This window comes from Solwaraspora sp. WMMA2056 (assembly GCF_030345095.1).
Lineage (GTDB): Bacteria > Actinomycetota > Actinomycetes > Mycobacteriales > Micromonosporaceae > Micromonospora_E.
In genome coordinates, this window is sequence record NZ_CP128360.1 from 2457197 (window position 1) to 2480526 (window position 23330).

Below are 23330 nucleotides of genomic sequence, written 5' to 3' on the forward strand. Positions count from 1 at the left end.
CCGGGTTCATCCGGGCCACTAGACATAGAGGAAGCAGAGGATGGCCGAGCTGACCATCTCGTCGGACGAGATCCGTGGTGCCCTAGAACGCTACGTCTCCTCCTACACGCCGGAGCTGTCTCGCGAAGAGGTCGGCACCGTGGCGGACGCCGGGGACGGCATCGCCCACGTCGAGGGCCTGCCCTCCGCGATGGCGAACGAACTGTTGGAATTCGAGGACGGCACGCTGGGCGTGGCGCTGAACCTCGACGTACGTGACATCGGTGTGGTCGTGCTTGGCGACTACTCCGGCATCGAGGAGGGGCAGCGCGTCAAGCGCACCGGCCGGGTGCTCTCCGTACCGGTCGGCGACAAGTTCCTCGGCCGGGTGGTCAGCGCGCTCGGCGAGCCGATCGACGGCCTCGGCGACATCGTCAACGATGGCTTCCGTGAGCTGGAGCTGCAGGCGCCGAACGTGATGGCCCGGCAGTCGGTGCACGAGCCGCTGCAGACCGGTATCAAGGCCATCGACGCGATGACCCCGATCGGTCGCGGTCAGCGTCAGCTGATCATCGGCGACCGCAAGACCGGCAAGACCACCGTCGCGCTGGACACGATCCTCAACCAGCGGGCCAACTGGGAGTCCGGCGACCCGACCAAGCAGGTGCGCTGCATCTACGTGGCGATCGGACAGAAGGCCTCCACCATCGCCTCGATCAAGGGCGTGCTGGAGGAGCACGGCGCGATGGAGTACACCACCATCGTCGCCTCGCCCGCCTCCGACCCGGCCGGCTTCAAGTACATCGCGCCGTACACCGGCTCGTCGATCGGCCAGCACTGGATGTACGCCGGCAAGCACGTGCTCATCGTCTTCGACGACCTGAGCAAGCAGGCCGAGGCGTACCGGGCCGTGTCGCTGCTGCTGCGTCGCCCGCCGGGCCGTGAGGCGTACCCCGGTGACGTCTTCTACCTGCACTCCCGGCTGCTGGAGCGGTGCGCGAAGCTCTCCGACGAGCTGGGTGCCGGCTCGATGACCGGCCTGCCGATCATCGAGACCAAGGCCAACGACATCTCGGCCTTCATCCCGACCAACGTCATCTCGATCACCGACGGTCAGATCTTCCTGGAGACCGACCTGTTCAACCAGGGCCAGCGGCCGGCGATCAACGTCGGTACCTCGGTCTCCCGGGTCGGTGGCGCCGCGCAGGTCAAGCCGATGAAGAAGGTCGCCGGCCGGCTGCGGCTGGACCTGGCCCAGTACCGGGAGCTGGAGGCGTTCTCCGCGCTCGCGTCCGACCTGGACAAGGCGTCGCGTAACCAGCTGGACCGTGGTGCCCGCCTGGTCGAGCTGCTCAAGCAGGCGAACTACTCGCCGTTCCCGGTGCAGGAGCAGGTCGTCTCGGTCTGGGCCGGCACCGAGGGCAAGCTCGACGACATCCCGGTCGGTGAGATCCGGCGCTTCGAGTCGGAGTTCCTGGAGTACCTGCGGCACTCCCACTCCGGCACCTTGGACTCGATCGCCGCGCACAACTGGGACGACGAGATCATCGCCACGCTCAGCGACGCGATCGAGAAGTTCAAGCAGATGTTCCTGTCCAAGGACCCGGCCCGGGTGATCAACGAGGCGCCGGCCGAGGCCCTGGAGGGCGAGCAGGAGCGCGAGAGCGTCACCCGGTACGTGGCCGACGCCGACGCCGAGAAAGAGTAAGGCGGTTCCGGATGCCAGCGCAGGTTCGGGTACTCCGCCAGCGGATCCGCTCGGCGAAGTCGATGAAGAAGATCACCAAGGCGATGGAGCTCGTCGCGACGAGTCGGGTCGCCAAGGCCCAGGCGCGGGTGGCGGCCTCGCTGCCGTACGCCAACGCGATCACCGGTGTGCTCACCGCGCTGGCCTCGAACGCCTCGGTCGACCACCCGCTGCTGACCGCCCGTGCGAAGGTGCGGCGGGCCGGCGTGCTGGTGATCACCAGCGACCGGGGTCTGGCCGGTGGGTACAGCACCAACGCGATCAAGACCGCCGAGTCGCTGATCGCGCGGCTGAAGGCCGACGGCAAGGAACCGGTGCTGTACGTCATCGGCCGCAAGGGCGTGTCGTACTACCGGTTCCGCAACCGGCCGATCGAGGCGAGCTGGACCGGCTTCTCCGAGCAGCCCAACTTCGCCGACGCCCGTGAGGTCGGTCAGACGCTGATCGCGGCGTTCCAGCGTGGTGCCGACGACACCGACGGTGCCGGGGCCGACCAGGTGCTCGGGGTGGACGAGTTGCACATCGTCTCCACCGAGTTCAAGTCGCTGATGACGCAGACCCCGGTGCCCCGCATCCTCGGCCCGATGGAGGTCAAGGACCGGCCGATGGAGGCCGCGGCGGGAGTGCTGCCGGCGTACGAGTTCGAGCCGAACGCCGAGGCGCTGCTCGACGCGTTGCTGCCGAAGTACATCAACACCCGGATCTACGCGGCGCTGGTCGAATCGGCGGCGAGTGAGTCGGCGGCGCGGCGGCGGGCGATGAAGAGCGCCACCGACAACGCCGAGGAAATGATCGAGAAGTACACGCGGCTAATGAACTCGGCGCGTCAGGCCGGGATCACCCAGGAGATCAGCGAGATCGTCGGCGGCGCCAACGCGCTCGCGGCGGCGGGAAGTGAAGTGTGATGACTGCCTCTGTAGAAACCCAGGCAACCGGAGCGACCAGTACGGCTACCGGCCGCGTGGTCCGGGTCATCGGCCCGGTCGTCGACGCCGAGTTCCCGCGCGAGGCGATGCCCGCGATCTTCAACGCCCTGCACGTGGACGTCGCGCTCGCCGGTGGCGAGCGGACGCTGACCCTCGAGGTCGCCCAGCACCTGGGCGACAACGTGATCCGGGCCATCTCGATGCAGCCGACCGACGGCATGGTCCGTGGCGCGGAGGTCCGGGACACCGGATCCCCGATCACGGTGCCGGTCGGGGACGGCATCAAGGGCCGGGTGTTCAACACCATCGGTGAGTGCCTCAACCTCGCCGAGGGCGAGACGCTGCAGGTGACCGAGCGCCGGTCGATCCACCAGAAGGCGCCGGCCTTCGCCGACCTGGAGCCGAAGACCGAGATGCTGGAGACCGGCATCAAGGTGCTCGACCTGCTCGCCCCGTACGTCAAGGGCGGCAAGATCGGCCTGTTCGGTGGTGCCGGCGTGGGCAAGACGGTGCTCATCCAGGAGATGATCATCCGGGTCGCGAACAACTTCGGCGGTACGTCGGTCTTCGCCGGCGTCGGCGAGCGGACCCGTGAGGGCAACGACCTGATCCACGAGATGACCGAGTCCGGCGTCATCGACAAGACCGCCCTGGTCTACGGCCAGATGGACGAGCCGCCGGGCACCCGGTTGCGGGTCGCGCTTGCCGCGCTGACCATGGCGGAGTACTTCCGCGACGTGCAGAAGCAGGAAGTGCTGCTGTTCATCGACAACATCTTCCGGTTCACCCAGGCCGGTTCCGAGGTCTCCACCCTGCTCGGCCGGATGCCGTCCGCAGTGGGTTACCAGCCCACGCTGGCCGACGAGATGGGTGAGCTGCAGGAGCGGATCACCTCGGTCCGGGGCCAGGCGATCACCTCGATGCAGGCGATCTACGTGCCCGCCGACGACTACACCGACCCGGCGCCGGCCACCACCTTCGCCCACCTGGACGCCACCACCAACCTGGAGCGGTCCATCTCCGACAAGGGCATCTACCCGGCGGTTGACCCGCTGGCGTCCTCGTCGCGGATTCTCGCCCCGGAGTTCGTCGGCCAGGAGCACTACGCGGTGGCCTCCGAGGTGAAGCGGATCCTGCAGAAGTACAAGGACCTGCAGGACATCATCGCCATCCTCGGTATGGAGGAGCTCTCCGAGGAAGACAAGATCACCGTCTCCCGGGCCCGGCGGATCGAGCGGTTCCTGTCGCAGAACACCTTCGCGGCTGAGGTCTTCACCGGCATCAAGGGTTCCTACGTGCCGGTCAAGGACACCATCGAGGCCTTCCGCAAGATCAGCGAAGGGGAGTACGACCACTTCCCCGAGCAGGCCTTCTTCATGTGCGGTGGGCTGGACGACCTGGAGCGCAACGCCCGCGAGCTGATGAAGGGCTGACGACGGCGTCAGCCGTCGGCCTGGAGTGCAGGGCCGACCCGGCGGTACCCCGACGGGCGCCGCACCGGACATCCGGTGCGGCGCCCGTCGCGTTTCCCCCGTCGGTCGTTTGCGTCTGCCGGCCAGGGGTACCCGACCGGCTCTGCGGCGGACGGGGGTCGGGGCGATGGCGCAGCGGGATCGGACACGGACACGCCCATCGCGGCTGAGCCGGCCGGAACGGCTCGCGCTGCTCGCCGTGCTCGTCGGGTTGGTCATGGTGGCGGGCTCGGTGGTGGTGCTCAGCCGGACCGTCGTCGACCGGGCCGCGAGGTCGGTGCCCACGGCGGACCTGTTCGGCGACGGCGGCGAAACAGCCGCGCTGGACGGTCCGCTGACCGGGCCGGTGAACCTGCTGCTGGTCGGCGTGGACCGGCCGACCGACCAGCCGCAGCGGGTGCCCCGGGCGGACACCGTACTGCTGGTGCACGTGCCGGCGGGGCTGGACCGGGCGTACCTGATCTCGCTGCCCCGCGACCTGCTGGTGGACATCCCGGCGTTCGGAGTCAGCGACTATCCCGGCGGGGTCGACCGGATCAACGCGGCGATGGCGTACGGCAGCAGAGTGCCGGGTCGCGCGGAGCCGGACCCCGTGTCCGGTTTCCAACTGCTCGCGTCGACTGTCGCCGCCCGTACCGGTGTCGACCGTTTCGATGCCGGTGTCATCGTGAACTTCGCCGGGCTGGAGCGGCTGGTGGACGCGATCGGTGGGGTACGGATGCGGATCGACGCCGACGTGCGGTCGGCGCATCGGCAACCCGACGGCCGGCCGCGCCCGGCGAACCCGGACGGTTCGGGCTACGTCGGTCCACAGGCCGAGTACCGGCAGGGGGAGCGGTTGCTCTCCGGCTGGCAGGCGTTGGACTACGTCCGGCAGCGGGAGAGCCTGCCCGACGGTGACTACGGCCGCCAGCGGCATCAGCGGCAACTGGTCCGGGCCCTCGCCGAACAGGTGGTCACCCGGGACCTGGTCACCGATCCGGGCCGGTTGACCGCAGTCCTGGACGCCGCCGGCACGGCCGTGGTCGTGGACACCCGGGGCCGGTCACTCGTCGACTTCGCGATGGGGCTGCGGCAGATCCGGGGCGACCGGATCGTCCTGCTGGACCTGCCGGGTGTCGCGGTCACCGGCGGCGACGGCGAGTATCTCGGCGAGCGGTTCACCACCGATGCCGACGACTGCCTCGCGGCACTGCGCGCCGGAACTCTCGACCAGTTTGTTGCAACCCGTCCTGAACTGGTCAATCGCGAAAAGTGACGGTTGTCGGCCGGCCACCCGGCGCGGGTACGGGAGACCGCCCCGACTAGACTCGCAGACGACCTCGCCACCAAAGGAGACCGCGTTGGCTAAGCAACTGCACGTCGAACTTGTCGCCGTCGAGCAGATGGTCTGGTCCGGCGAGGCCGAAATGGTGATCGCCCGGACCACCGAAGGCGAGCTCGGCGTACTGCCCGGTCACGCGCCGATGCTCGGCCAGCTCGCCGAGCCCGGCCAGGTGCGGATCACGCTGCCGGGCCGCGAACAGGTCGCCTACGACGTCGCCGGCGGGTTCCTCTCGGTCACCACCAACGGCGTGACGATCCTCGCCGAGGAAGCCACCCCGGCCGCCCCCGCCACCGCGTCCGGTCACTGAGCGGGCGGCGTCGATGTCGACCATCGAATGGTTCGGGATCGGCGTCCTCGTCCTGCTCGTCGCGATCCTGACGTTGATCGTCCGCCGCGCCCTGATGGCCCGGGTACGCGGCACCATCAAGCTCAGTTTCCGGGTCAACACCATCGTCGACGGCCGAGGCTGGTCACCCGGCTTCGGCCGGTTCGTCGGCGACGAGCTGCGCTGGTACCGGCTGTTCAGCTTCGCGCTGCGCCCCAAGCGGGTGCTGTCCCGCCGTGGGCTGGCCGTGGAGAGCCGGCGCAGCCCACGTGGCCAGGAGCGGCTGGCCCTGCCGCATGACTGGGTGATCCTGCGCTGTACCAGCCATCACGCCCCGGTCGAGATCGCCATGGCCGAGTCCACGGTCACCGGGTTCAGCTCGTGGCTGGAGGCGAGCCTGCCGGGGGAGGACTCGCGCCGGCTGGCGGCCTGAGCAGCGCTCACCCGTCGGCCACCAGTTCCACCTCGTAGCCGTACCGGTCGCTCAGATAGCCGGCGTAGGTGTCCGGCCCGCCGGCGTACGGATGCCGGTCGGCGAACAACAGCGACCACCCGTGTGCCGGCGCGGCCGCGACCAGCTCGTCCACCCGCTGCCGGCTGCCGGCATGGAACGCCAGGTGGTTGAGGCCCGGCGCGCACCGGTCGTGGACGTCGCCGGTCAACGCGGGGGACTGCTCCAGCACCAGGTAGCTGCCGTCGTAGCGCCAGGACCGGCCGGCGGGCCACCGCTGGTACGGCTGCCAGCCGAGTTCACCCAGCAGCCAGGCCCAGCCGGGTTCAGCTGCGGGTAGATCGGGTACCCACAGCTCGACGTGGTGCAGTCCCGGCATGTGCTCCTCGCCGGGTCAGCGGCCGCCGCCGGGCACCCAGAGCACGTCGCCGCCCGGGTTGGCGGTTCTCGCCAGGATGAACAACAAATCCGAGAGACGGTTGAGATACTTTGCCGGAAGGGGGCCGGTTCGTTCCGGTTCATGGGTGATCAGCGCCCACGCGGAGCGCTCGGCCCGTCGAGCGACGGTCCGTGCCACGTGCAACAGCGCGGCGCCAGGGGTGCCGCCAGGCAGGACGAAGGAGTCGAGCTTGGCCAGCCGCGAGTTGTACTCGTCGCACCAGCCTTCCAGCCGGGTCACGTACGCCTCGGTGACCCGCAGCGGCGGGTACGCCGGCTCCGGCTCGACCGGGTTCGCCAGGTCGGCGCCGACGTCGAACAGGTCGTTCTGGATCTGCCCCAGCACGTTGCTCAGGCTTTCGTCGAGCCCGCCGAGGGCGAGCGCCACCCCGATGGCGGCGTTGCACTCGTCGACGTCGGCGTACGCGCAGATCCGCAGGTCGGTCTTGGCGACCTGCTCGTTGTTGCTCAACCTGGTCGTGCCGGTGTCCCCGGCCTTGGTGTAGATGCGGGTGAGGTGGACGGCCATGAGCGACAGGGTACGGATTCTGCACCGCACCGGCAGCGCCGGTGTCGGGACAACGTCGTCCTCGGCGGCCGAGGACGACCTCACCCCGGCAGTCGAGGGCGGCGGTGTCCCGGTGGTCGAGGGCGACCTCATCTCGGTCACCGGCGGAAGTCGGCTGGTCGGCTCGGTGCCGGTGGAGGGGGCGAAGAACTCGGCCCTGAAGCTGATGGCCGCGGCGCTGCTGGCACCGGGCCGGACCGTGATCGACAACGTGCCCCGGATCACCGACATCGCCATCATGGCCGACGTGCTGCGCGGACTCGGCTGCGAGGTCACGGTGACCGCCGCCGGTGCGGAACTCGCCGGCTCGCGGGCCACCGGCTCGCCCCGGGCCAGCACGGTGACAATCGACGTACCGGCGGCCCCCGGCTGCCGACCCGACGTGGACCTGGTGCGGCGGCTGCGGGCGTCGATCTGCGTACTCGGGCCGTTGCTGGCCCGGTGCGGGCAGGTCCGGGTCGCGCATCCCGGCGGCGACGCGATCGGCTCCCGTGGGCTCGACATGCACGTGGCCGGCCTGGCCCGGATGGGCGCCGACATCACCGGGGAGAACGGCCTGGTCGTGGCCTCCGCTGCGCGCGGGCTGCACGGCGCGACGATCTGTCTGGATTTCCCCAGCGTCGGTGCGACCGAGAACCTGGTGATGGCGGCGGTGCTCGCCGACGGGATCACCGAGATCGACAACGCGGCGCGGGAGCCGGAGATCGTGGACATCTGCGCGATGCTGACCGCGATGGGGGCGCAGATCGACGGTGCCGGTACGGCGACCCTGCGGATCGAGGGCGTACCGGAGTTGCAGCCGGTGCGCCACGCCACGATCGGGGACCGCATCGTCGGCGGGACGTGGGCCTTCGCCGCCGCGATGACCCGGGGCGACGTCACCGTCCACGGGGTCGATCCGGCGTTCCTGGAGGTCGCCCTGGACAAGGTGGCGGACTCCGGAGCCAGCGTCGAGGCGACCGACGACGGCTTCCGGGTACGGATGGACCGCCGGCCGCGCGCCGTGGACGTCGTCACCCTGCCGTTCCCGGGCTTCGCGACCGACCTGCTGCCGATGGCGATCGGGCTGGCGGCGATCAGTGAAGGGGCCTCCCTGGTGACCGAGAACATCTTCGACGGCCGGTTCGGCTTCGTCGACGAGTTGCTACGGCTCGGTGCCGACATCAAGACCGACGGCCACCATGCCGTGGTGCGGGGCCGCGAACGGCTGGTCGGGGCGCGGGTCACCGCCACCGACATCCGGGCCGGCGCCGGGCTGGTGATCGCCGGACTCTGCGCCGACGGGGTGACCGAGATCGCCGACGTGCACCACATCGACCGTGGCTACCCGAACTACGTCGCCGACCTGCGCGCGCTCGGGGTGCTGGTGCGGCGGTACGGCGGCTGAATCAGGTGGTCGCCGTACCCGGGCGGTCCGACCATGCCCCGCCGGGTTACCGATCGTTCAGGTCCGCCGGTTAAGCTGGCGGGCACATCCCGTCGAGTACGGGGCGGGCGCGTTCCGCCGGTGCAGGCGGGCACGTCCCGCCGGGTCGGCGTGGACTCCGATCGGGTAGGCACGAACGAGGAGATGCAGATGGCGGGTCGGCTGGCAGTGATCGGTGCCGGGTTGATGGGATCGGGCATCGCCCAGGTCGCCGCCCAGGCGGGCTGGCAGGTCACGATGCGCGACCTCGACGACGCCGCCACCGCCCGGGGCGTCGACGGCATCCGACGGTCCCTGGAGAAGTTCGCCAGCAAGGGCACGATCAGCGCCGACGACGTCGAAGCGGCGATCGGCCGGATCACCACGACCACCGATCTGGAAGCGGCGGCCGACGCGGACATCGTCGTCGAGGCCGTCTTCGAGCGCATCGAGATCAAGCACGAGGTCTTCCGGGTCCTGGACAAGGTCTGCAAGGCGGACGCCGTTCTGGCCACCAACACCTCGGCGATCCCGGTGACCCAGATCGCCGCGGTCACCGACCGGCCCGAGTCGGTGGTCGGTACGCACTTCTTCTCCCCGGTGCCGATGATGAAGCTGTGCGAGCTGGTGCGCGGCTACAAGACCTCGGACGCCACGCTGGCCACCGCGCGGGCGTTCGCCGAGGAGATCGGCAAGACGTGCGTGGTGGTCAACCGGGACATCGCCGGCTTCGTCACCACCCGGTTGATCTCCGCGCTGGTCGTCGAGGCGGTGCAACTGGTCGAGTCCGGTGTGGTCTCCGCCGAGGACCTCGACACCGCGTGCAAGCTGGGCTTCGGCCACGCGATGGGTCCATTGGCGACCGTCGACCTGACCGGTGCGGACGTGCTGCTGAACGCGTCGAAGAACATCTACGCCGACACCGCCGACGAGAAGTTCTTCCCGCCGGAGCTGCTGCAGCGCATGGTCACCGCCGGCGATCTGGGTCGCAAGACCGGCCAGGGTTTCTACAGTTACTGACCATGGAGTCCACGAACGTCGCCGAGCCTGGTGGCCCGCGCGAGCGTCCTGCTTGGCATGGCCGCCTGACCGAGGTTCGTGACTAGAATAGTAGTAATCATGGCTGTTTGTGACCTAGAGACCCTCGACCTGTTGTCCACGCCCAGCGCGCTGGAGGAGATCCGGCACGCTGAGGCAGACATCGCCGCCGGCCACGGCGTCGACGCTGACGAACTACTGCGCCAGCTCGCTGCCCGCGCGGAGCGCGAAAGCAGTGAGCGACAAGGCGCACCAGCTTCCGTAGCGCCCGCAGCCCGGCGAGCCTGACTTAGGGGCCGCCTGTCGGTCATGCAGTCCGGGATCAGCCGACCCGGAGTGCGGCTGCCAGGGGTGGTTGGTCGACCGGGTCGCCGGAGCGGCGCATCGCCCACAGCGGCGGCCCGCCCGCCGGCAGGTGGGCGACGCGGACGACGCGGTAGCCGTGGCGTTCGTAGAACGTCCGCTGCCGCTGGCTGCTGGCCTCGGCCACGGCCGGCATGCCGATCCGGTCGAGCCGGGCATGATGCGCGGCCAACAGCGCCGACCCGATGCCCTGGCGGCGTAGCCAGGGCGCCGCCGCGAGGAACGCCAGGTGGTGGTGCCGGCCGGTCGGCTCCAGCCGGCCGGCGGCGAAGGTGTAGTGCGCGTACGGACCGTGCCGGTCACCGCAGGACCGCAACCTGCGGTGTTGATGCTCCGCCCCGAGGAGCCGGTCGGCCGGGTGCGGATACCAGATAGCGACCCCGTCGCAGTGCCCGACGACGTCGACGATCCCGTGCCGGACGGCGAACGCCAACTCGGCGGTGAAGAACTGGTGCATCGTCAGATAGCGCAGGGCGTGATCTCTGATCAGCCAGGCCACCACCGGGTCCACCACACTGGCTTGCGCCAGCAACTCCGCCAACGGCTCGGTGTCGGCAGCGGTGGCGGTCCGTACGGTCAGCGCCGGACCGCCACCGCCGCCGGCCGCTGGCCTCGGCCCGGTCACCGGCGCGCGCCGGCCTGGTAGACGCCGTGCCGCGTGGGCGTTGCCTGGGCGGACTGCCAGCGGCGCAACGCATCCTTGATCCGGTCGTTCTGCTCCCAGGTGCGTTCGAGCTCGGCGTACACGATGCCAAGGTCGTGGGCGACGCGGTCGAGGAACGCGGCGACCTCGCCGGGGTCGAGGCCCCGGCCGCCGCCGCGCCGGGGGACCGTCGGGAAGCGGTGGCTGCGGACCTGCCAGGGCCGGATCGGCCGGTACGCCGACCCGCGCTGATTGCGGCCGGCGGGGTTGCCAGGTGCCCGGTAGACGCCGGTGGCGCCGCCAGCGGGCCAGCTGGCCGGTGGTGTGGTCGCCATGGTGCGTCGTTGCCGGCGGACCTGCCACCGGCGCCACAGTTCACGCATCTCGTCTTCCTCCCCATTGCTCGCTACTGCCGCTGGTTCCGCTCAGTCGGTTGTCGTCGACGGGTGGACGGGGTGGCCCTGCCGCTTGCCGATGCCGGCAGGGCCACCCCACCCCAATCGCCGCAGCCCTCCTTGGCGGTACGGCGACCAGGGCGAACCTTGGTGGCCGGGACGCCCAGCGGCGTGACTCGCTACCCGCCCCGACCGAGGGCGACCGCCCCAAGAGCCATCCGGGGGCGTTCGCCATCAACCTACAATTGCCACCGGTTGTAGGTCAACGCGCAACGTGCAACTGGTTGAGGTTGGAGGTAGAAGCGTGATCAAATGGGCATGCCATCCGGGGAGTGTGTATGCCCAAGCAGCAGTACCAAGTTCTGGCCGACGAACTACGAGCGAAGATCGAGTCTGGCGAGTGGCCACCGGGCACAAAGCTGCCCAGCCGCTCACAGCTCTGCCGCGAGTACGACGTCTCGGACACCGTCGTCGGCAAGGCGATGATGATCCTCCGTGCCACCGGGCTGACCGAGACCCTCGAAGGAGTCGGCGTGTTCGTGGCCGAACCGAGGTGACTAAGTGCCGACTTGGGTAGGCCAGAGTGGTTCGGGCGGCCAGGTTGCATGATCAGGTGACGCCTACGCACGTCATCTTCGCGTTTTGACGTGCGTAGGCGTCACCTCGACAGCGGTCCCCGTGCACCGGTCGAGCTATAACGACGTGGTGGAAACAATGCCGACCCTTGTCGTCATCAGTGGACCACCGGGGGCTGGTAAGACGACGCTTGCCCACCTGCTCGCCCGGCGGATCGGCTGCCCGGCGATCTGCCGGGACGAGATCAAGGAGGGCATGGTCCACTCAGCCGGCGACTTCAACGCCGCACCGAGCGACGAGCTGACCCTTCGGACCCTGCCCACCTTCTTCAACGTGTTGCAACTGCTGCTGACCGCAAATGAGATCGAGGTGGACACCAGCGACGGCTATCGTCCTGGGCTCGACGAGATCGGCGCTTTCGTGAACGTTGGACGATGAGCGGCCAGGGTCAGCCGTCGCGTTTGGTGGTCCAGCGGAACGTGGTCAGGCAGAGCACCAGGCCGATGACGCACCAGATGCCGAGCACCAGCGCGACCATGCCGAGCTCGAACGAGCCGCCCGGCTCCTGGGTGCCGAACGCCTCCGGCAGGAAGACCGAGCGCAGCCCCTGGCACATCCACTTCAGCGGGAACAGCGCGGCGATCTGCTGCATCCAGCCGGGCAGCGCGGTGAAGACGAAGAAGACGCCGGAGGTGAACTGCAGGATCAGCGAGACCGGGGTGGCCACCGCCGACGCGCTGCGCCCACTCCTCGCCAGCGACGAGAAGGCGATGCCGCAGAGCGTGCAGGCGGTGATGCCGAGCACCGACACCCAGCCCAGGGTGAACCACTTGAACGCGGTGTCCGGCAGTTGCAGGTCGAACAGCAGGGTCGCGACGGCCAGCAGGAGCACCGTTTCGGCGAAGCCGATCACGGCGACCATGATGACCTTGCCGGCGAAGTAGACCCATTTCGGCATCGGGGTGCCGCGCAGCCGCTTGAGCACGCCCCGGTCGCGCTCGATCGGGATCTGGATGGCCAGGCTCTGGAAGCCGACGGTCATCAGCCCGGTGGCGATCATGCCGGTGATGAAGTACTGGGTGAACCGTACGCCGTCGGTGATCTCCCCGGTGAAGATCGACGCGAAGATCAGGATCATGATGACCGGGAAGGCCATCGTGAAGACGACGGACTCACGGCTGCGCATGAACTGCCGGATCTCCAGCTTGCCCTGCCGCAGCCCCAGCCGCGCCGGGCCGACCCGCGTCACGGCCGGCGAGGTGCTGGGGGCGCCGGCCGCCGGAGAGGTCACAGCGCCGGCGGTACCGCCCGTGGTCGCGTTCACTTGTGTCCAATCATCCGCAGGTAGACGTCTTCCAGGGTGGGGCGGGTGACGGTCAGGCCGGGGACCTCGCCGTCGAAGCGCGCGGCCAGGTCGGCGATCAGCGCCGTCGGCGTCGCGCTCTGCTCGTGCCGCGTCGTCCCGTCGGCGGTACGCCAGGAGACGGTGGCCAGGGCGTCGCGTCGGCCGCCCAGCTCGGCCGGCGGTGCCACCTCGACGAGCCGGCCGGCGGCGATCACCCCGACCCGGTCGGCGAGGGCTTCCGCCTCGTCGAGGTAGTGGGTGGTCAGCAGGATCGTGGTGCCGCCGGCGGCGAGTGCCCGGATCAGTTCCCAGAATTCGCGTCGCGCCTCCGGGTCGAAGCCGGTCGTCGGTTCGTCGAGGAAGAGCAGTTCGGGGCGGCCGACGATGCCGAGCGCCACGTCGAGGCGGCGTTTCTGCCCGCCGGAGAGGGTGTGGGTGCGGGCCTTCGCCTTGGCGGACAGGCCGACCCGGTCGATCACCGTCGCCGGGTCGTCCGGCGCCGGGTAGAAGGCGGCGAAGTGTGCGACGACCTCGCCGACGGTAAGTTCGTCGAACTCGCCGGTGCCCTGCAGCACGATGCCGATGCGGGAGCGCCACTGCGGCGTACCGGGGTCGGGGTCGACGCCGAGCACCCGGACCTCGCCGGCGTCGCGGCGGCGGTAGCCCTCCAGGATCTCCACTGTGGTGGTCTTGCCGGCGCCGTTCGGGCCGAGCAGGGCGAAGACCTCGCCGCGCTGGACGCTCAGGTCGACCCCGTCCACCGCCGCCGATCCGCCGTAGGACTTGCGGAGTCCGTGTACCTCGATGGCCGGCTGGTCCGCCGCCTTGTCGCTCATGACGTCAACTATCGCCCCTGCCGCACAGGGGGAGGCGGTCGGGTGTCGGGGAGGTGACGGAGGCCGCCGGAGCTGGACCGCGCTGGTTCGTTGGTGCTACGGTTCATCACACAAGTAACGAACCAGTGAACCAGAGGTGCTCCCGTGTTCGATGATCGAAGTCCGATCTATCAGCAGATAGCCGACAAGATCAAAAACGACATCCTGAGCGGGGCGCTGCAGGAGGGCGAGCAGGTCATGTCCACCAACCAGTACGCCAGCTACTACCGGATCAACCCCGCCACCGCCGCCAAGGGCTTCCATCAGCTCATCGACGAAGGCGTGCTGTTCAAGAAGCGCGGTATCGGCATGTTCGTCAGCCCCAACGCCCGCGAGACCCTGCGCGGCCAGCGCCGCGACCGGTTCTTCGCCGAGGTCGTCGACCCGATGCTCGCCGAGGCCCGGATCATCGGCATCCCGCTCGCCGACGTCGTCGCCCGCATCCAGCAAGCAGCAGAAGCTGCCGGCAGCCAGCACGCAGCAGAAGGGGAGCAGCAGTGACCGGCCTCGGTATCTCCACCAGCGGCCTCACCATCCGCTACGGCGACACCGTCGCCGTCGACTCGCTCGACCTCACCCTCGCCCCCGGCAAGATCTACGGACTGCTCGGGCGCAACGGCTCCGGCAAGACCAGCCTGCTCGCCGTACTGGCCGCCTTCCGGCAGGCGAGCAGCGGGACCGTCCAGGTCGGCGGTGCCGACCCGTTCGAGAACGCGGCCATCATGTCGCAGATCGCGTTCGTCCGGGACCGGGTCGACGCCCAGGACACCGACCGGGTCAGCTGCATCCTGGACCTTGCCGCGACGCTGCGCCCCAACTGGGACGCCGGCTACGCCGAACGCCTGATCGAGCGCTTCGACCTGCCCCGGCGCAAGCGGCTCAACGCCCTCAGCCGGGGCATGAAGTCCGCGCTCAGCGTCACCCTCGGGCTCGCCGCGCGGGCACCCCTGACCATTTTCGACGAGGCCTACCTCGGTCTCGACGCGCCCAGCCGGTACGCCTTCTACGACGAGGTGCTGGCCGACTACGTCGCCCACCCGCGCACCATCGTGCTCTCCACCCACCTCATCGAGGAGGTCGGCGCGCTGTTCGAGGAAGTGGTGATCCTGCACCGGGGCCGGCTGGTCGCCCACGAGGAGACCGAGACGCTACGCGCCCGGGGGACCGCGGTGACCGGCCCGGCCGCCGCCGTCGACGCGTTCGTCGCCGGACGCACCGTGCTCGGCACCCAGCAACTCGGCGGCACCCGCTCCACCACCATCTTCGGCACCCTCGACGACAGCGACCGGGCGGCCGCCCACGCCGCCGGTCTGGAGCTCGGCCCGATCGGGCTGCAGGACCTGTTCGTGCACCTGACCGCCGACAACCAGAAGGAGACGCGGCGATGAACGCCACCGCGTGGACCGTCAGCCGGACGCTGCTGCGCCGGTCGCTGCCGCTGGCCGGGTGGTACTGGGTGATCCTCTACCTGGCCTGGGCCGTGGTGATCGGCCTGACGGCACGGCTGGGGACCGTCGAGGTCAGCATGTGGGCCAACGTCGGACTCCAGGCGCCGCGCTGGTTCACCTTCGTCTTCGGCATCACCGCCGTCGGCGCCTACCTGCCGGTGTTCGTCGCCCACGGGGTCACCCGGCGGGACGCGCTGATCGGTGCCTGGGGTTTCCTGCTGCCGTACGCCGTCGGCTTCGCCGTCATGACGACGGTCGGCTTCGGCGTCGAGTACCTGACGTTCGATGCCCTCGGGCTGTTCGGCGGGCTGACCGAGCCGTACCCGGTCGACTCGTTGGGGGCGGCAGCCGCGATCTGTCTCGAGTTCACCCTGGTGTACCTCGGCTACACGGCGGCCGGCGCGCTGTGCGCGATCGCCTACCACCTGATCAACCCATGGTGGGCGACGCTGCTGCTGCCAGTGGCGCTGCTGCCGGCCTTCGTGATCGAGATCGGCTTCCGTACCGAGTGGGCCGGTCTCGTGCTCGGCCGGCTGCTCGGCCTCGGCGACGAGGGACACCTCGGCGCCGGCGCGATCGTCGCCCTGGCGACGTTGCTGGTCGCCAGCGCGGTCACCTGGGTGCTGGTCCGCCGGCTGCCGATCAAGAAGATCACCGGCTGAGGAGGCCGTAATGTCCGTCATCGAGGTCGAACACCTGCACAAACGGTACGGCGATCTGGTCGCGGTGGACGATGTGTCGTTCACCGTCGACGAGGGGGAGATCTTCGGCGTCCTGGGGCGCAACGGCGCCGGCAAGACCACCACAGTGGAGTGCGCTCTCGGGCTGCGTCGGCCGGACCGGGGCAGCGTACGGGTGCTCGGCCTGGACCCGCAGCGCGACGGCGCGACACTGCGCGAACGGCTCGGTGCCCAGTTGCAGGAGAGCCAGCTGCCGGAGCGGATGAAGGTCTGGGAGGCGTTGGAGCTGTACAGCTCCTTCTACCGTCAGCCGGCCGACTGGCGGGAGCTGCTCGACCTGCTCGGCCTGTCGTCGCGACACGACGCCCGGTTCGGCCAACTCTCCGGCGGGCAGAAACAGCGGCTGTCGGTGGCGCTGGCCCTGGTCGGCAACCCCCAGGTGGCGTTCCTCGACGAGTTGACCACCGGGTTGGACCCGGCGGCCCGCCGGGACACCTGGTCGCTGATCGAGTCGGTCCGCAACCGGGGAGTCACCCTGGTGCTGGTCACCCACCTGATGGAGGAGGCGGAGCGGCTCTGCGACCGGGTCGCGGTGATCGACGCCGGTCGGGTGGTCGCCGTCGACACCCCGGCCGGGCTGGCCGCCAGCGTCGATGCCGGGCAGCGGATCCGCTTCGTCGTGGACCGGCCGCTGGACCCGGCGCTGCTGGCCGGCCTGCCGCAGGTCACGGCGGTCACCGTGGACGGGCGCGAGATCGTCGTCGACGGTACGGCGGACCTGCTGTTCGCGGTGGTGGCGGCGTTGTCGCGCCACGGCGTGACCCCACGTGAGCTGCGGATGCAGCAGGCCACCCTGGACGACGCGTTCCTGGCACTGACCGGAGGCCACCGATGACCGCGCTGCGGCGACTCACCGTGATGGAGGCCAAGCTGCTGCTGCGCGACCCGGCGGCGGTGGTGATGGCGCTGGCCTTCCCGATGTTGCTGATCATCGTCCTGGGTGCGGTGATGCCGGGCTTCCGTACCCCGGTCCCGGAGCTCGCCGGGCTGCGCCCGATCGACGTCTACCTGCCGGTGGTCGTCGCCCTGGCGGTGGCGACCGTCGCGCTCAACTCGCTGCCGACGACGGTGGCCGGCTACCGGGAGCGCGGGGTGCTGCGCCGGATGGCGACCACCCCGGTACGCCCGGGGAAGCTGCTCGGCGCGCAGTTGGTCGTCGCGGTGGCCGCCACCACGGTCGCGATCGGCCTGGCGGTCGCGGCGGCGGCGGTCGGGTTCCGGGTGCCGCTGCCGGCCCGGCCGGCCAGCTTCGCCGGGGTCTTCCTGCTCGGTGCGGCGGCCACCTTCGCCGTCGGCCTGCTGGTCGCCGCCCTGGTGCCGACGAGCAGATCGGCGAACGCGGTCAGCATGCTGCTGTACTTCCCGATGCTGTTCTTCGCCGGGGTGTGGACGCCGGGACCGCTGATGCCCGAGTCGATCCGCCGGATCGCCGACGTCACGCCGCTCGGCGCGCTCAGCCAGAGCATGCAGGCCACCTGGACGGGCGGCCCGGTGCGACCACTGCACCTGCTGGTGCTGGTCGGCTACCTGGTCGGCGCGGGAGTGCTGGCCGCCCGCTTGTTCCGCTGGCGGTGAGCCGGCGCTGTCCGGCCAGCACCTCCGACGCCGGCTGTCCGGCCAGCACCTCCGACAGGGTGGCCGGGGTCAGCCCCCGGTCCCGCAACCCGGCCAGGATGTGCGGCAACGCCTCGTCGGTCATCGCGGCGTTGGCCTCGGTGACGTGCAGCACCACCACCGAGCCGGGCCGCACGCCGGACAGCACGGCGTCGACGACCGGCTGCCAGGCGGTGGCGAACGGGTCGCCGCTGATCACGTCGCCGTCGACCACGGTCAGCCCGAGCGGGGCGAGCGCGGCCAGCGCCGCCCCGTCGTGGCACAGGCCGGGGAAGCGGAAGTACCGGGTCTGCCGGCCGCCGTACGGTGCGATCACGTCGAAGGTCTTCGCCACGTCGGCGGTCATCGCGTTCGCCGGCACCTGCGGCAGGCCGTAACAGTCGGCGGTGAAGGCGGCATGGTCGTACGTGTGGTTCGCCAGCTCGAACCGGGGGTTGGCGGCCAGCCGGCGGGTCAGGTCGGGGTACTCCTCGACCCACATGCCGGTGAGGAAGAAGGTCGCCGGCACCTGCTCGCGTTCCAGCAACTCGACGATGGCCAGGTTCGCGTACGAGCGGACCTCGCCGCTGCGCAGGCTGTAGCGCATCCCCTCGGTCATGTCCGCGTCGAAGGTCAACGCGACCAGGTTGCCGCTGCGCGGCCCGTGGTCGACGACGGGCGGGCGGGTCCCGGGTCGGGTAGCGCCGGGCTGCTCGGCCGGGCCGGGCGGTGCCGACGGCGTGGGGGACGGTGTGGCTGACGGCGGGAGCGGCGTACCGGTGCCGTCGCCCGGACCGCCGGTCGACGGTGCCGGACCGACGGTGCCGGCCACGGCCGGGGCCTCGGTCGCGCCGTCGCCGGTGGTGACCAGGCCGACGACGATCGCGCCGAGGCCGACGACGGCCACCGCCGTCGCCACCGCCAGAGCCGTCGAACGTGAACGCACGGCGGAGATCGTCGCAGGCGGGGCCGACCGGTGATGAACGGCCTCTCGCGTTTCGACCGTTCGGCGGGCAGGATCGGCGCGATCAGTCCGTGGCCGGAAGCGATCAGTTCAGGATGGTGTGCCCGGTCAGACCCGGTATCCGGCGGCGCGGGCGGCCCGGCGTTCCCGGCGGCGGTGTACGACCCGACGGATCAGCAGCGGCCCGCCGATCACCAGCACGACCAGGAAGACCAGGATCAGCACCGGCAACAGGATGGCCACCACCGACATCACCACGCTGGTGACGTCCTCGGCGGTGCTGGCCACCGGAGCGCCGACCCCGGCGGTCGCCGTGTTGATCACCGGCCGGGCGGTGGCCTTGAGCGCGTGTACGCCGAGTGCGATCAGCACCCCGACGACCACCGGGATCCACTGGTTCGAGGTGAAGAACTCGCCCGGATCGCTGACCGTCACGGTCTCCGACGACGAGCCGGCGCCGAACGCCAGCCCGCCCGCGGTCGGCCGGACCACCGTCTGCACCACGTCGTTGACGTGGTCGACGACCGGCACCTTGTCGGCGACCAGTTCGACGGCGAGCAGCCCGGCGAGGATGGCCAGCACCCAGCCGTTGCTGATCCACTGCCACCCGTCGGGCGGCGTGATCAGGCTGGTGTAGCGGGCCAGCAGCCCCACGGTCAGCAGCGGGATGTACGCGTTGAGCCCGGCGGACGCCGCCAGCCCGGTCCCGGTCAGCAGTTCGAACACATGATCCAGGATCGCACCGCCGCGCCAGCCCTGCGCGGCGAGCCGCCGCCGCTGCCGCTACCCTCGTCGGGTGCGGCTGGTGATTGCGCGGTGTGCGGTGGACTACGTCGGTCGACTCTCGGCGCATCTGCCGCCGGCGACCCGACTGCTGATGGTCAAGGCGGACGGGTCCGTGTCGATCCACGCCGACGACCGAGCCTACAAGCCGTTGAACTGGATGAGCCCACCGTGTCGGCTGACCGAGTCGCCCGGTGTCTGGCGGGTGGTGAACAAGGCCGGCGAGGAGCTGCGGATCACCATCGAGGAGATCATCCACGACACCTCGTACGATCTCGGCGTCGACCCGGGGCTGCGTAAGGACGGCGTGGAGGCCCACCTGCAGGAGCTGTTGGCGGCCAACCCGACCACCTTCGGGGACGGGTTCACCCTGGTCCGGCGGGAGTACATGACCGCGATCGGCCCGGTCGACCTGCTCTGCCGCGACGGTGCCGCCACCGTCGCGATCGAGGTCAAGCGGCGGGGCGAGATCGACGGCGTCGAGCAGCTCACCCGCTACCTGGAACTGCTCAACCGGGATCCGCTGCTCGCCCCGGTGGCCGGCATCTTCGCCGCTCAGGAGATCAAGCCCCAGGCCCGGGTCCTCGCCGAGGACCGGGGCATCCGCTGCGTGGTCGTCGACTACGACAAGCTGCGGGGCATCGAACGTGACGAGCTGACCCTGTTCTGACCGGCACCAGCGGGCCGGTCGCGCCGTTGACTCCGTCGAGACCGGACAACGGTGCCGGCCCCCCGAGGAGGTCCAGCGTGGGCATTCGCAACCAGCAGCGCCGGGCGGCCAAGAAGAAGGCCCGCGAGCAGCGCCAACGCCTGCGGCAGGAGGCTGGCGGTACGGCGTACCCGCCGTTCACCGCCTTCGCCGCCGCGCCGACCGAGGCGGACCGGATCGACGACCTGCTGCGGGCGGCCGCGCACGCGGTGGCCGAGGACCGGGCCGCGGCGTTCGACGACGCCGTCGCGGCGTTGGTCGCCGCTGACGACCGGCTGGTCGACCAGGTGGTGGACGCCGCCTTCACACAGGTCCTCGCCGCCCTGTGGCGGCACGGCTGGATGCCCGCCGACCTGCTGCGGGTCGTCCGGCGGGAGCACGGCAAACGCCCGGTCGGCCTGGTCGCCGGGCAGCTGACGGCGCAACTGCGCGGGTACGCGGCGGCGACCGTCGCCGAGCGCTGGCACCGGCAACTGCGGGAGCTGGAGATCGACGTCTGGGGCGCCGATCCGGTCGACCACCGGCTGACCGCCTGGGCCGGCCGGTCCAAGCTGGACCGTACGGCGGCGGTGGTGTCGGCGGCGCAGGCGCTCGCCCTGCTGTCGGGACTGCCGTCGCTGGAACCGGTCGCCCCGCCCCCGGGCACCGTCCGTCCCGGTGACGCCGGCCCGGACCGTGGAGCACGGACGGTCACGCCAGATGTCTCCAGCGTGGACGAACGTCAGCTCGGCCGGATCCGGGCGTTGCTGGCCAAGGCCGAGTCCACCGAGTTCCCGGAGGAGGCCGAGGCGTTGTCGGCCAAGGCGCAGGAGCTGATGACCCGGCACAGCATCGACCACGCGCTGCTGGCCGCCGCCGCGCGGGCCGGGGACACCGCGCCGACGCCGATCGCCGTACGGATCGGCCTCGACGCGCCGTACGAGCAGGCCAAGGCGTTCCTGCTGCAGCAGGTCGCGGAGGCGAACCGGTGCCGGTCGGTGTGGTCGGGGCGGCTCGGCTTCGCCACCGTGGTCGGCTTCGCTGCGGACTGCGAGTCGGTGGAGCTGCTGCACACCTCGCTGCTGGTCCAGGCGACCGCGGCGATGCTGCGCAACGGGTCGCAGCGGGGCCGGTCCGGTCAGTCGACGACCCGGTCGTTCCGCCAGTCGTTCCTGGAGGCGTACGCGGTCCGGATCGGCCAGCGGCTGAGCGCGGTCGCCGACGACGCCGGCCGGGCGGCGGCCGCCCGGACCGGCACCGACCTGGTGCCGGTGCTGGCGGCCCGCGACGAGCAGGTCCGGCAGACCACCGAGCAGCTCTTCCCGGAGCTGGGTGCGCGGATGATCTCCGGCAACAACCAGGCCGGCTGGGTCGCCGGTACGGCCGCCGCCGATCAGGCCAGCCTGGGCACCCGCGCGCCGGTCACCCGCTGACGCAAGACACCGGTCACCCGCTGACGCAAGGCGCGCCGGTCACCGGCTGCGCCGCAGGTGTCACCAGCGGCCGTAGCGCAGCCGGATCGCGGTGACGATCCGGGCCACGTCCGCCGCCGTACGGTCGAAGGTCGTCGTCGGCAGCAGCGACGGGGCCCGCCGGTAGGTGATCGCCTTGGCCCGGGCGAACTCCTTCAGGCCGTCCTCGCCGTGGATGCGACCGAACCCGGAGTCGCCGACCCCGCCGAACGGCAGCTCGCTGAAGCCGGCGAAGGTCAGCGCGGAGTTGACCGAGACCATGCCGCTGCGGATCCGCCGGGCGACCGCGATCGCCCGGCGCTTGCCGAAGACCGCGCCGCCGAGCCCGTACCGGCTGTCGTTGGTCCGGGCGATCGCCTCGTCGATGTCGGCGACCCGGTTGATCACGACGGTGGGGCCGAAGGTCTCCTCCCGGGCCGCGGCGCAGTCGTGCGGCACGTCGACCAGCACCGTCGGGTGCACGAACGGCGGGCGGACCGCGGCCGGGCCGCCGAGCACCGCCCGGCCGCCGGCGGCGATCGCGTCGTCGATGTGCCGGCGGATGACGTCGAGCTGACCGGGCATGGTGATCGGGCCGAGCTGGTCGGTCGGGTCGGTGCCGACGCTCAGCCGGGCGGCCCGGTCCACCACGGCGGTGACGAACGCGTCGTGCACCGCGTCGAGCACGTAGACCCGCTCGATGCCGATGCAGCTCTGCCCGGCGTTGGTCATCGCGCCCCAGACGCACGCCTCGGCCGCCGCCTCGAGGTCGGCGTCGTCGTCGACGATCATCGCGTCCTTGCCGCCGGCCTCGATCAGCACCGGGGTGAGGGTCTGCGCGCAGGCGGCCATCACCGCCCGGCCGGTGCGCGACGAGCCGGTGAACGCGATCTTGTCGACACCCGCGCCGCATAGCGCGGCGCCGACGTCGCCGAGGCCGTGCACGATCTGCAGTACGGGGTGCTCGCCGACCACCTCGGCGAACGTGTCGACCAGCCATTGACCGATGCCCGGGGTGTACTCGCTGGGCTTGAAGACGACGGCGTTGCCGGCGGCCAACGCGTACGCGATCGAACCGATCGGGGTGACGACCGGGTAGTTCCACGGGCCGATGACCCCGACCACGCCGAGTGGCTGGTACTCGAGGTGACCACTGAACTCGGCGGTGACCAGCCGGGTACGGGTCCGCCGGTGGCCGAGCACCCGCTTGGCGTGGTGCGCCGCCCAGTCGATGTGCTCGACGGCGGCGGCGATCTCGACGACGGCGTCGGCGACCGGCTTGCCGCCCTCCCGGTTGATCACCTCGGCGAGCTCGGTCATCCGGTTGGCGATCAGCGACCGCCAGCGCAGCAGCCGGCGGCGCCGCTGCGCGTGGCCGATCCCGACCCACCAGGCGCTCGCGGCGCGGGCGGCGGTGACCGCTGCGGCGACGGCGTCGGCGTCGGCGACCGGGAACCGGCCGATCTCGGTGCCGGTGGCCGGGTGCGAGGAGACGAGGAACCCGTCGGCGACCTCCGGCTGACCGGGAATGCGTACCGCTGTCATCGTCGCTCCTCGTCGCTCGCCGGCACCGACCCGAAGTGTATTCGTGAAAGATACTCGCAGGTAATCGGACGTTGATTCATGGCAATGTATTGGCATGCCTGACCGGGTGTCGTTGCGTCGAGTGTCCGGTTGTCGCAGGCGGTCGCCGAACCGGTGGCGCGGCGCTGGCCCGCCCGGCGGCCAACACCGGACGAGGGACCGTGGCTACGCGTGGGCGGGACCTGGCAAGCTGCACCGGGTGACGC

The 23330-nt window shown here is 70.7% G+C and carries 25 protein-coding genes and 1 pseudogene; 17 read left to right on the forward strand and 9 right to left on the reverse strand.

Translation table 11 applies throughout. The features are described from left to right. Positions 1 to 40: 40 nt before the first annotated feature. The 6 genes from atpA (at position 41) to O7608_RS11350 (ending at position 6209) form a co-directional block, all read left to right on the forward strand. Positions 41 to 1687, forward strand: coding sequence for a F0F1 ATP synthase subunit alpha (atpA, locus tag O7608_RS11325; protein ID WP_289209910.1), 1647 nt, complete (start codon positions 41 to 43; stop codon positions 1685 to 1687). Positions 1688 to 1698: 11 nt separating this feature from the next. Continuing rightward, a complete protein-coding gene (locus O7608_RS11330; RefSeq protein ID WP_289209911.1) occupies positions 1699 to 2631 on the forward strand; it encodes a F0F1 ATP synthase subunit gamma in 933 nt (310 codons plus the stop codon). Next, positions 2631 to 4085 (forward strand): F0F1 ATP synthase subunit beta, encoded by a 1455-nt coding sequence (gene atpD / locus O7608_RS11335; protein WP_289209912.1) that lies wholly within the window; start codon positions 2631 to 2633, stop codon positions 4083 to 4085. Before O7608_RS11330 ends, atpD begins: the two co-directional genes overlap by 1 nt. 166 nt (positions 4086 to 4251) lie before the next feature. Next, on the forward strand, positions 4252 to 5382 hold the full coding sequence (locus tag O7608_RS11340) for an LCP family protein (protein ID WP_289209913.1): 1131 nt from the start codon (positions 4252 to 4254) through the stop codon (positions 5380 to 5382). Between the two features lie 85 nt (positions 5383 to 5467). After that, positions 5468 to 5758, forward strand: a complete 291-nt coding sequence (locus O7608_RS11345) for a F0F1 ATP synthase subunit epsilon (protein WP_289209914.1) — start codon at positions 5468 to 5470, stop codon at positions 5756 to 5758. Between the two features lie 13 nt (positions 5759 to 5771). Continuing rightward, positions 5772 to 6209, forward strand: a complete 438-nt coding sequence (locus O7608_RS11350) for a DUF2550 domain-containing protein (RefSeq protein ID WP_289209915.1) — start codon at positions 5772 to 5774, stop codon at positions 6207 to 6209. Between the two features lie 7 nt (positions 6210 to 6216). Here the strand turns inward: O7608_RS11350 and O7608_RS11355 are convergent, their stop codons facing one another. After that, positions 6217 to 6606: a VOC family protein gene (locus O7608_RS11355; RefSeq protein WP_289209916.1), complete on the reverse strand. Its 390-nt coding sequence runs from the start codon at positions 6604 to 6606 to the stop codon at positions 6217 to 6219. Between the two features lie 15 nt (positions 6607 to 6621). Beyond that, on the reverse strand, positions 6622 to 7194 hold the full coding sequence (locus O7608_RS11360; protein WP_289209917.1) for a cob(I)yrinic acid a,c-diamide adenosyltransferase: 573 nt from the start codon (positions 7192 to 7194) through the stop codon (positions 6622 to 6624). On the opposite strand from O7608_RS11360, the gene murA reads away from it, so the two are divergent. After that, entirely contained in the window at positions 7193 to 8620 is a 1428-nt protein-coding gene (gene murA, locus O7608_RS11365; protein WP_289209918.1) for a UDP-N-acetylglucosamine 1-carboxyvinyltransferase, read from the forward strand. The two genes, O7608_RS11360 and murA, sit on opposite strands and share 2 nt — an antisense overlap. Positions 8621 to 8809: 189 nt before the next feature. Beyond that, entirely contained in the window at positions 8810 to 9658 is an 849-nt protein-coding gene (locus O7608_RS11370; protein ID WP_289209919.1) for a 3-hydroxyacyl-CoA dehydrogenase family protein, read from the forward strand. A gap of 340 nt (positions 9659 to 9998) precedes the next feature. Here O7608_RS11370 and O7608_RS11375 read toward each other — a convergent pair whose 3' ends face one another. Together O7608_RS11375 and O7608_RS31975 are read right to left on the reverse strand one after the other, a co-directional pair. After that, positions 9999 to 10664 (reverse strand): GNAT family N-acetyltransferase, encoded by a 666-nt coding sequence (locus tag O7608_RS11375; RefSeq protein ID WP_289209920.1) that lies wholly within the window; start codon positions 10662 to 10664, stop codon positions 9999 to 10001. Next, on the reverse strand, positions 10661 to 11065 hold the full coding sequence (locus O7608_RS31975; protein WP_353850523.1) for a DivIVA domain-containing protein: 405 nt from the start codon (positions 11063 to 11065) through the stop codon (positions 10661 to 10663). Before O7608_RS31975 ends, O7608_RS11375 begins: the two co-directional genes overlap by 4 nt. 350 nt (positions 11066 to 11415) lie before the next feature. Here O7608_RS31975 and O7608_RS11385 point away from each other — a divergent pair, with 350 nt between their 5' ends. Beyond that, positions 11416 to 11634 (forward strand): winged helix-turn-helix domain-containing protein, encoded by a 219-nt coding sequence (locus O7608_RS11385; protein ID WP_289209921.1) that lies wholly within the window; start codon positions 11416 to 11418, stop codon positions 11632 to 11634. A 157-nt stretch (positions 11635 to 11791) separates the two neighbouring features. Next, positions 11792 to 12091 (forward strand): P-loop nucleotide/nucleoside kinase family protein, encoded by a 300-nt coding sequence (locus O7608_RS11390; RefSeq protein WP_289209922.1) that lies wholly within the window; start codon positions 11792 to 11794, stop codon positions 12089 to 12091. Positions 12092 to 12101: 10 nt separating this feature from the next. Here O7608_RS11390 and O7608_RS11395 read toward each other — a convergent pair whose 3' ends face one another. Further along, entirely contained in the window at positions 12102 to 12944 is an 843-nt protein-coding gene (locus O7608_RS11395) for an ABC transporter permease (protein WP_421361482.1), read from the reverse strand. 29 nt (positions 12945 to 12973) lie between these two features. Further along, the gene (locus O7608_RS11400; protein ID WP_289209923.1) at positions 12974 to 13834 is read right to left on the reverse strand and encodes an ABC transporter ATP-binding protein; all 861 of its coding nucleotides are present in this window, start codon (positions 13832 to 13834) and stop codon (positions 12974 to 12976) included. A 144-nt stretch (positions 13835 to 13978) separates the two neighbouring features. On the opposite strand from O7608_RS11400, the gene O7608_RS11405 reads away from it, so the two are divergent. From O7608_RS11405 to O7608_RS11425, 5 genes are read left to right on the forward strand one after another with little or no spacing between them, the layout of a single operon-like run. Next, a complete protein-coding gene (locus tag O7608_RS11405; RefSeq protein WP_289209924.1) occupies positions 13979 to 14374 on the forward strand; it encodes a GntR family transcriptional regulator in 396 nt (131 codons plus the stop codon). Next, the gene (locus O7608_RS11410; protein ID WP_289209925.1) at positions 14371 to 15261 is read left to right on the forward strand and encodes an ATP-binding cassette domain-containing protein; all 891 of its coding nucleotides are present in this window, start codon (positions 14371 to 14373) and stop codon (positions 15259 to 15261) included. Before O7608_RS11405 ends, O7608_RS11410 begins: the two co-directional genes overlap by 4 nt. After that, complete coding sequence (locus O7608_RS11415) at positions 15258 to 15983, forward strand: hypothetical protein (RefSeq protein ID WP_289209926.1); 726 nt, start codon at positions 15258 to 15260, stop codon at positions 15981 to 15983. Before O7608_RS11410 ends, O7608_RS11415 begins: the two co-directional genes overlap by 4 nt. 10 nt (positions 15984 to 15993) lie before the next feature. After that, a complete protein-coding gene (locus O7608_RS11420; protein WP_289209927.1) occupies positions 15994 to 16896 on the forward strand; it encodes an ABC transporter ATP-binding protein in 903 nt (300 codons plus the stop codon). Further along, positions 16893 to 17636, forward strand: a complete 744-nt coding sequence (locus tag O7608_RS11425) for an ABC transporter permease (protein ID WP_421359630.1) — start codon at positions 16893 to 16895, stop codon at positions 17634 to 17636. The genes O7608_RS11420 and O7608_RS11425 overlap by 4 nt, the downstream gene beginning before the upstream one ends. A 259-nt stretch (positions 17637 to 17895) precedes the next feature. On the opposite strand, the pseudogene O7608_RS32150 reads toward O7608_RS11425, so the two are convergent. Both O7608_RS32150 and O7608_RS11435 read right to left on the reverse strand, forming a co-directional pair. Next, a pseudogene (locus tag O7608_RS32150) lies at positions 17896 to 18600 on the reverse strand (polysaccharide deacetylase family protein); the annotation flags it as partial. Between the two features lie 126 nt (positions 18601 to 18726). Then, a complete protein-coding gene (locus O7608_RS11435; RefSeq protein ID WP_289209929.1) occupies positions 18727 to 19344 on the reverse strand; it encodes a DUF4126 domain-containing protein in 618 nt (205 codons plus the stop codon). A gap of 70 nt (positions 19345 to 19414) precedes the next feature. On the opposite strand from O7608_RS11435, the gene nucS reads away from it, so the two are divergent. Together nucS and O7608_RS11445 are read left to right on the forward strand one after the other, a co-directional pair. Next, positions 19415 to 20071, forward strand: a complete 657-nt coding sequence (gene nucS / locus O7608_RS11440) for an endonuclease NucS (RefSeq protein WP_282229044.1) — start codon at positions 19415 to 19417, stop codon at positions 20069 to 20071. A gap of 77 nt (positions 20072 to 20148) precedes the next feature. Further along, on the forward strand, positions 20149 to 21522 hold the full coding sequence (locus O7608_RS11445; protein WP_289209930.1) for a DUF2786 domain-containing protein: 1374 nt from the start codon (positions 20149 to 20151) through the stop codon (positions 21520 to 21522). 60 nt (positions 21523 to 21582) lie between these two features. On the opposite strand, the gene O7608_RS11450 is transcribed toward O7608_RS11445, so the two are convergent. After that, positions 21583 to 23085, reverse strand: coding sequence for an aldehyde dehydrogenase family protein (locus tag O7608_RS11450; protein ID WP_289209931.1), 1503 nt, complete (start codon positions 23083 to 23085; stop codon positions 21583 to 21585). Between the last annotated feature and the right edge of the window lie 245 nt (positions 23086 to 23330).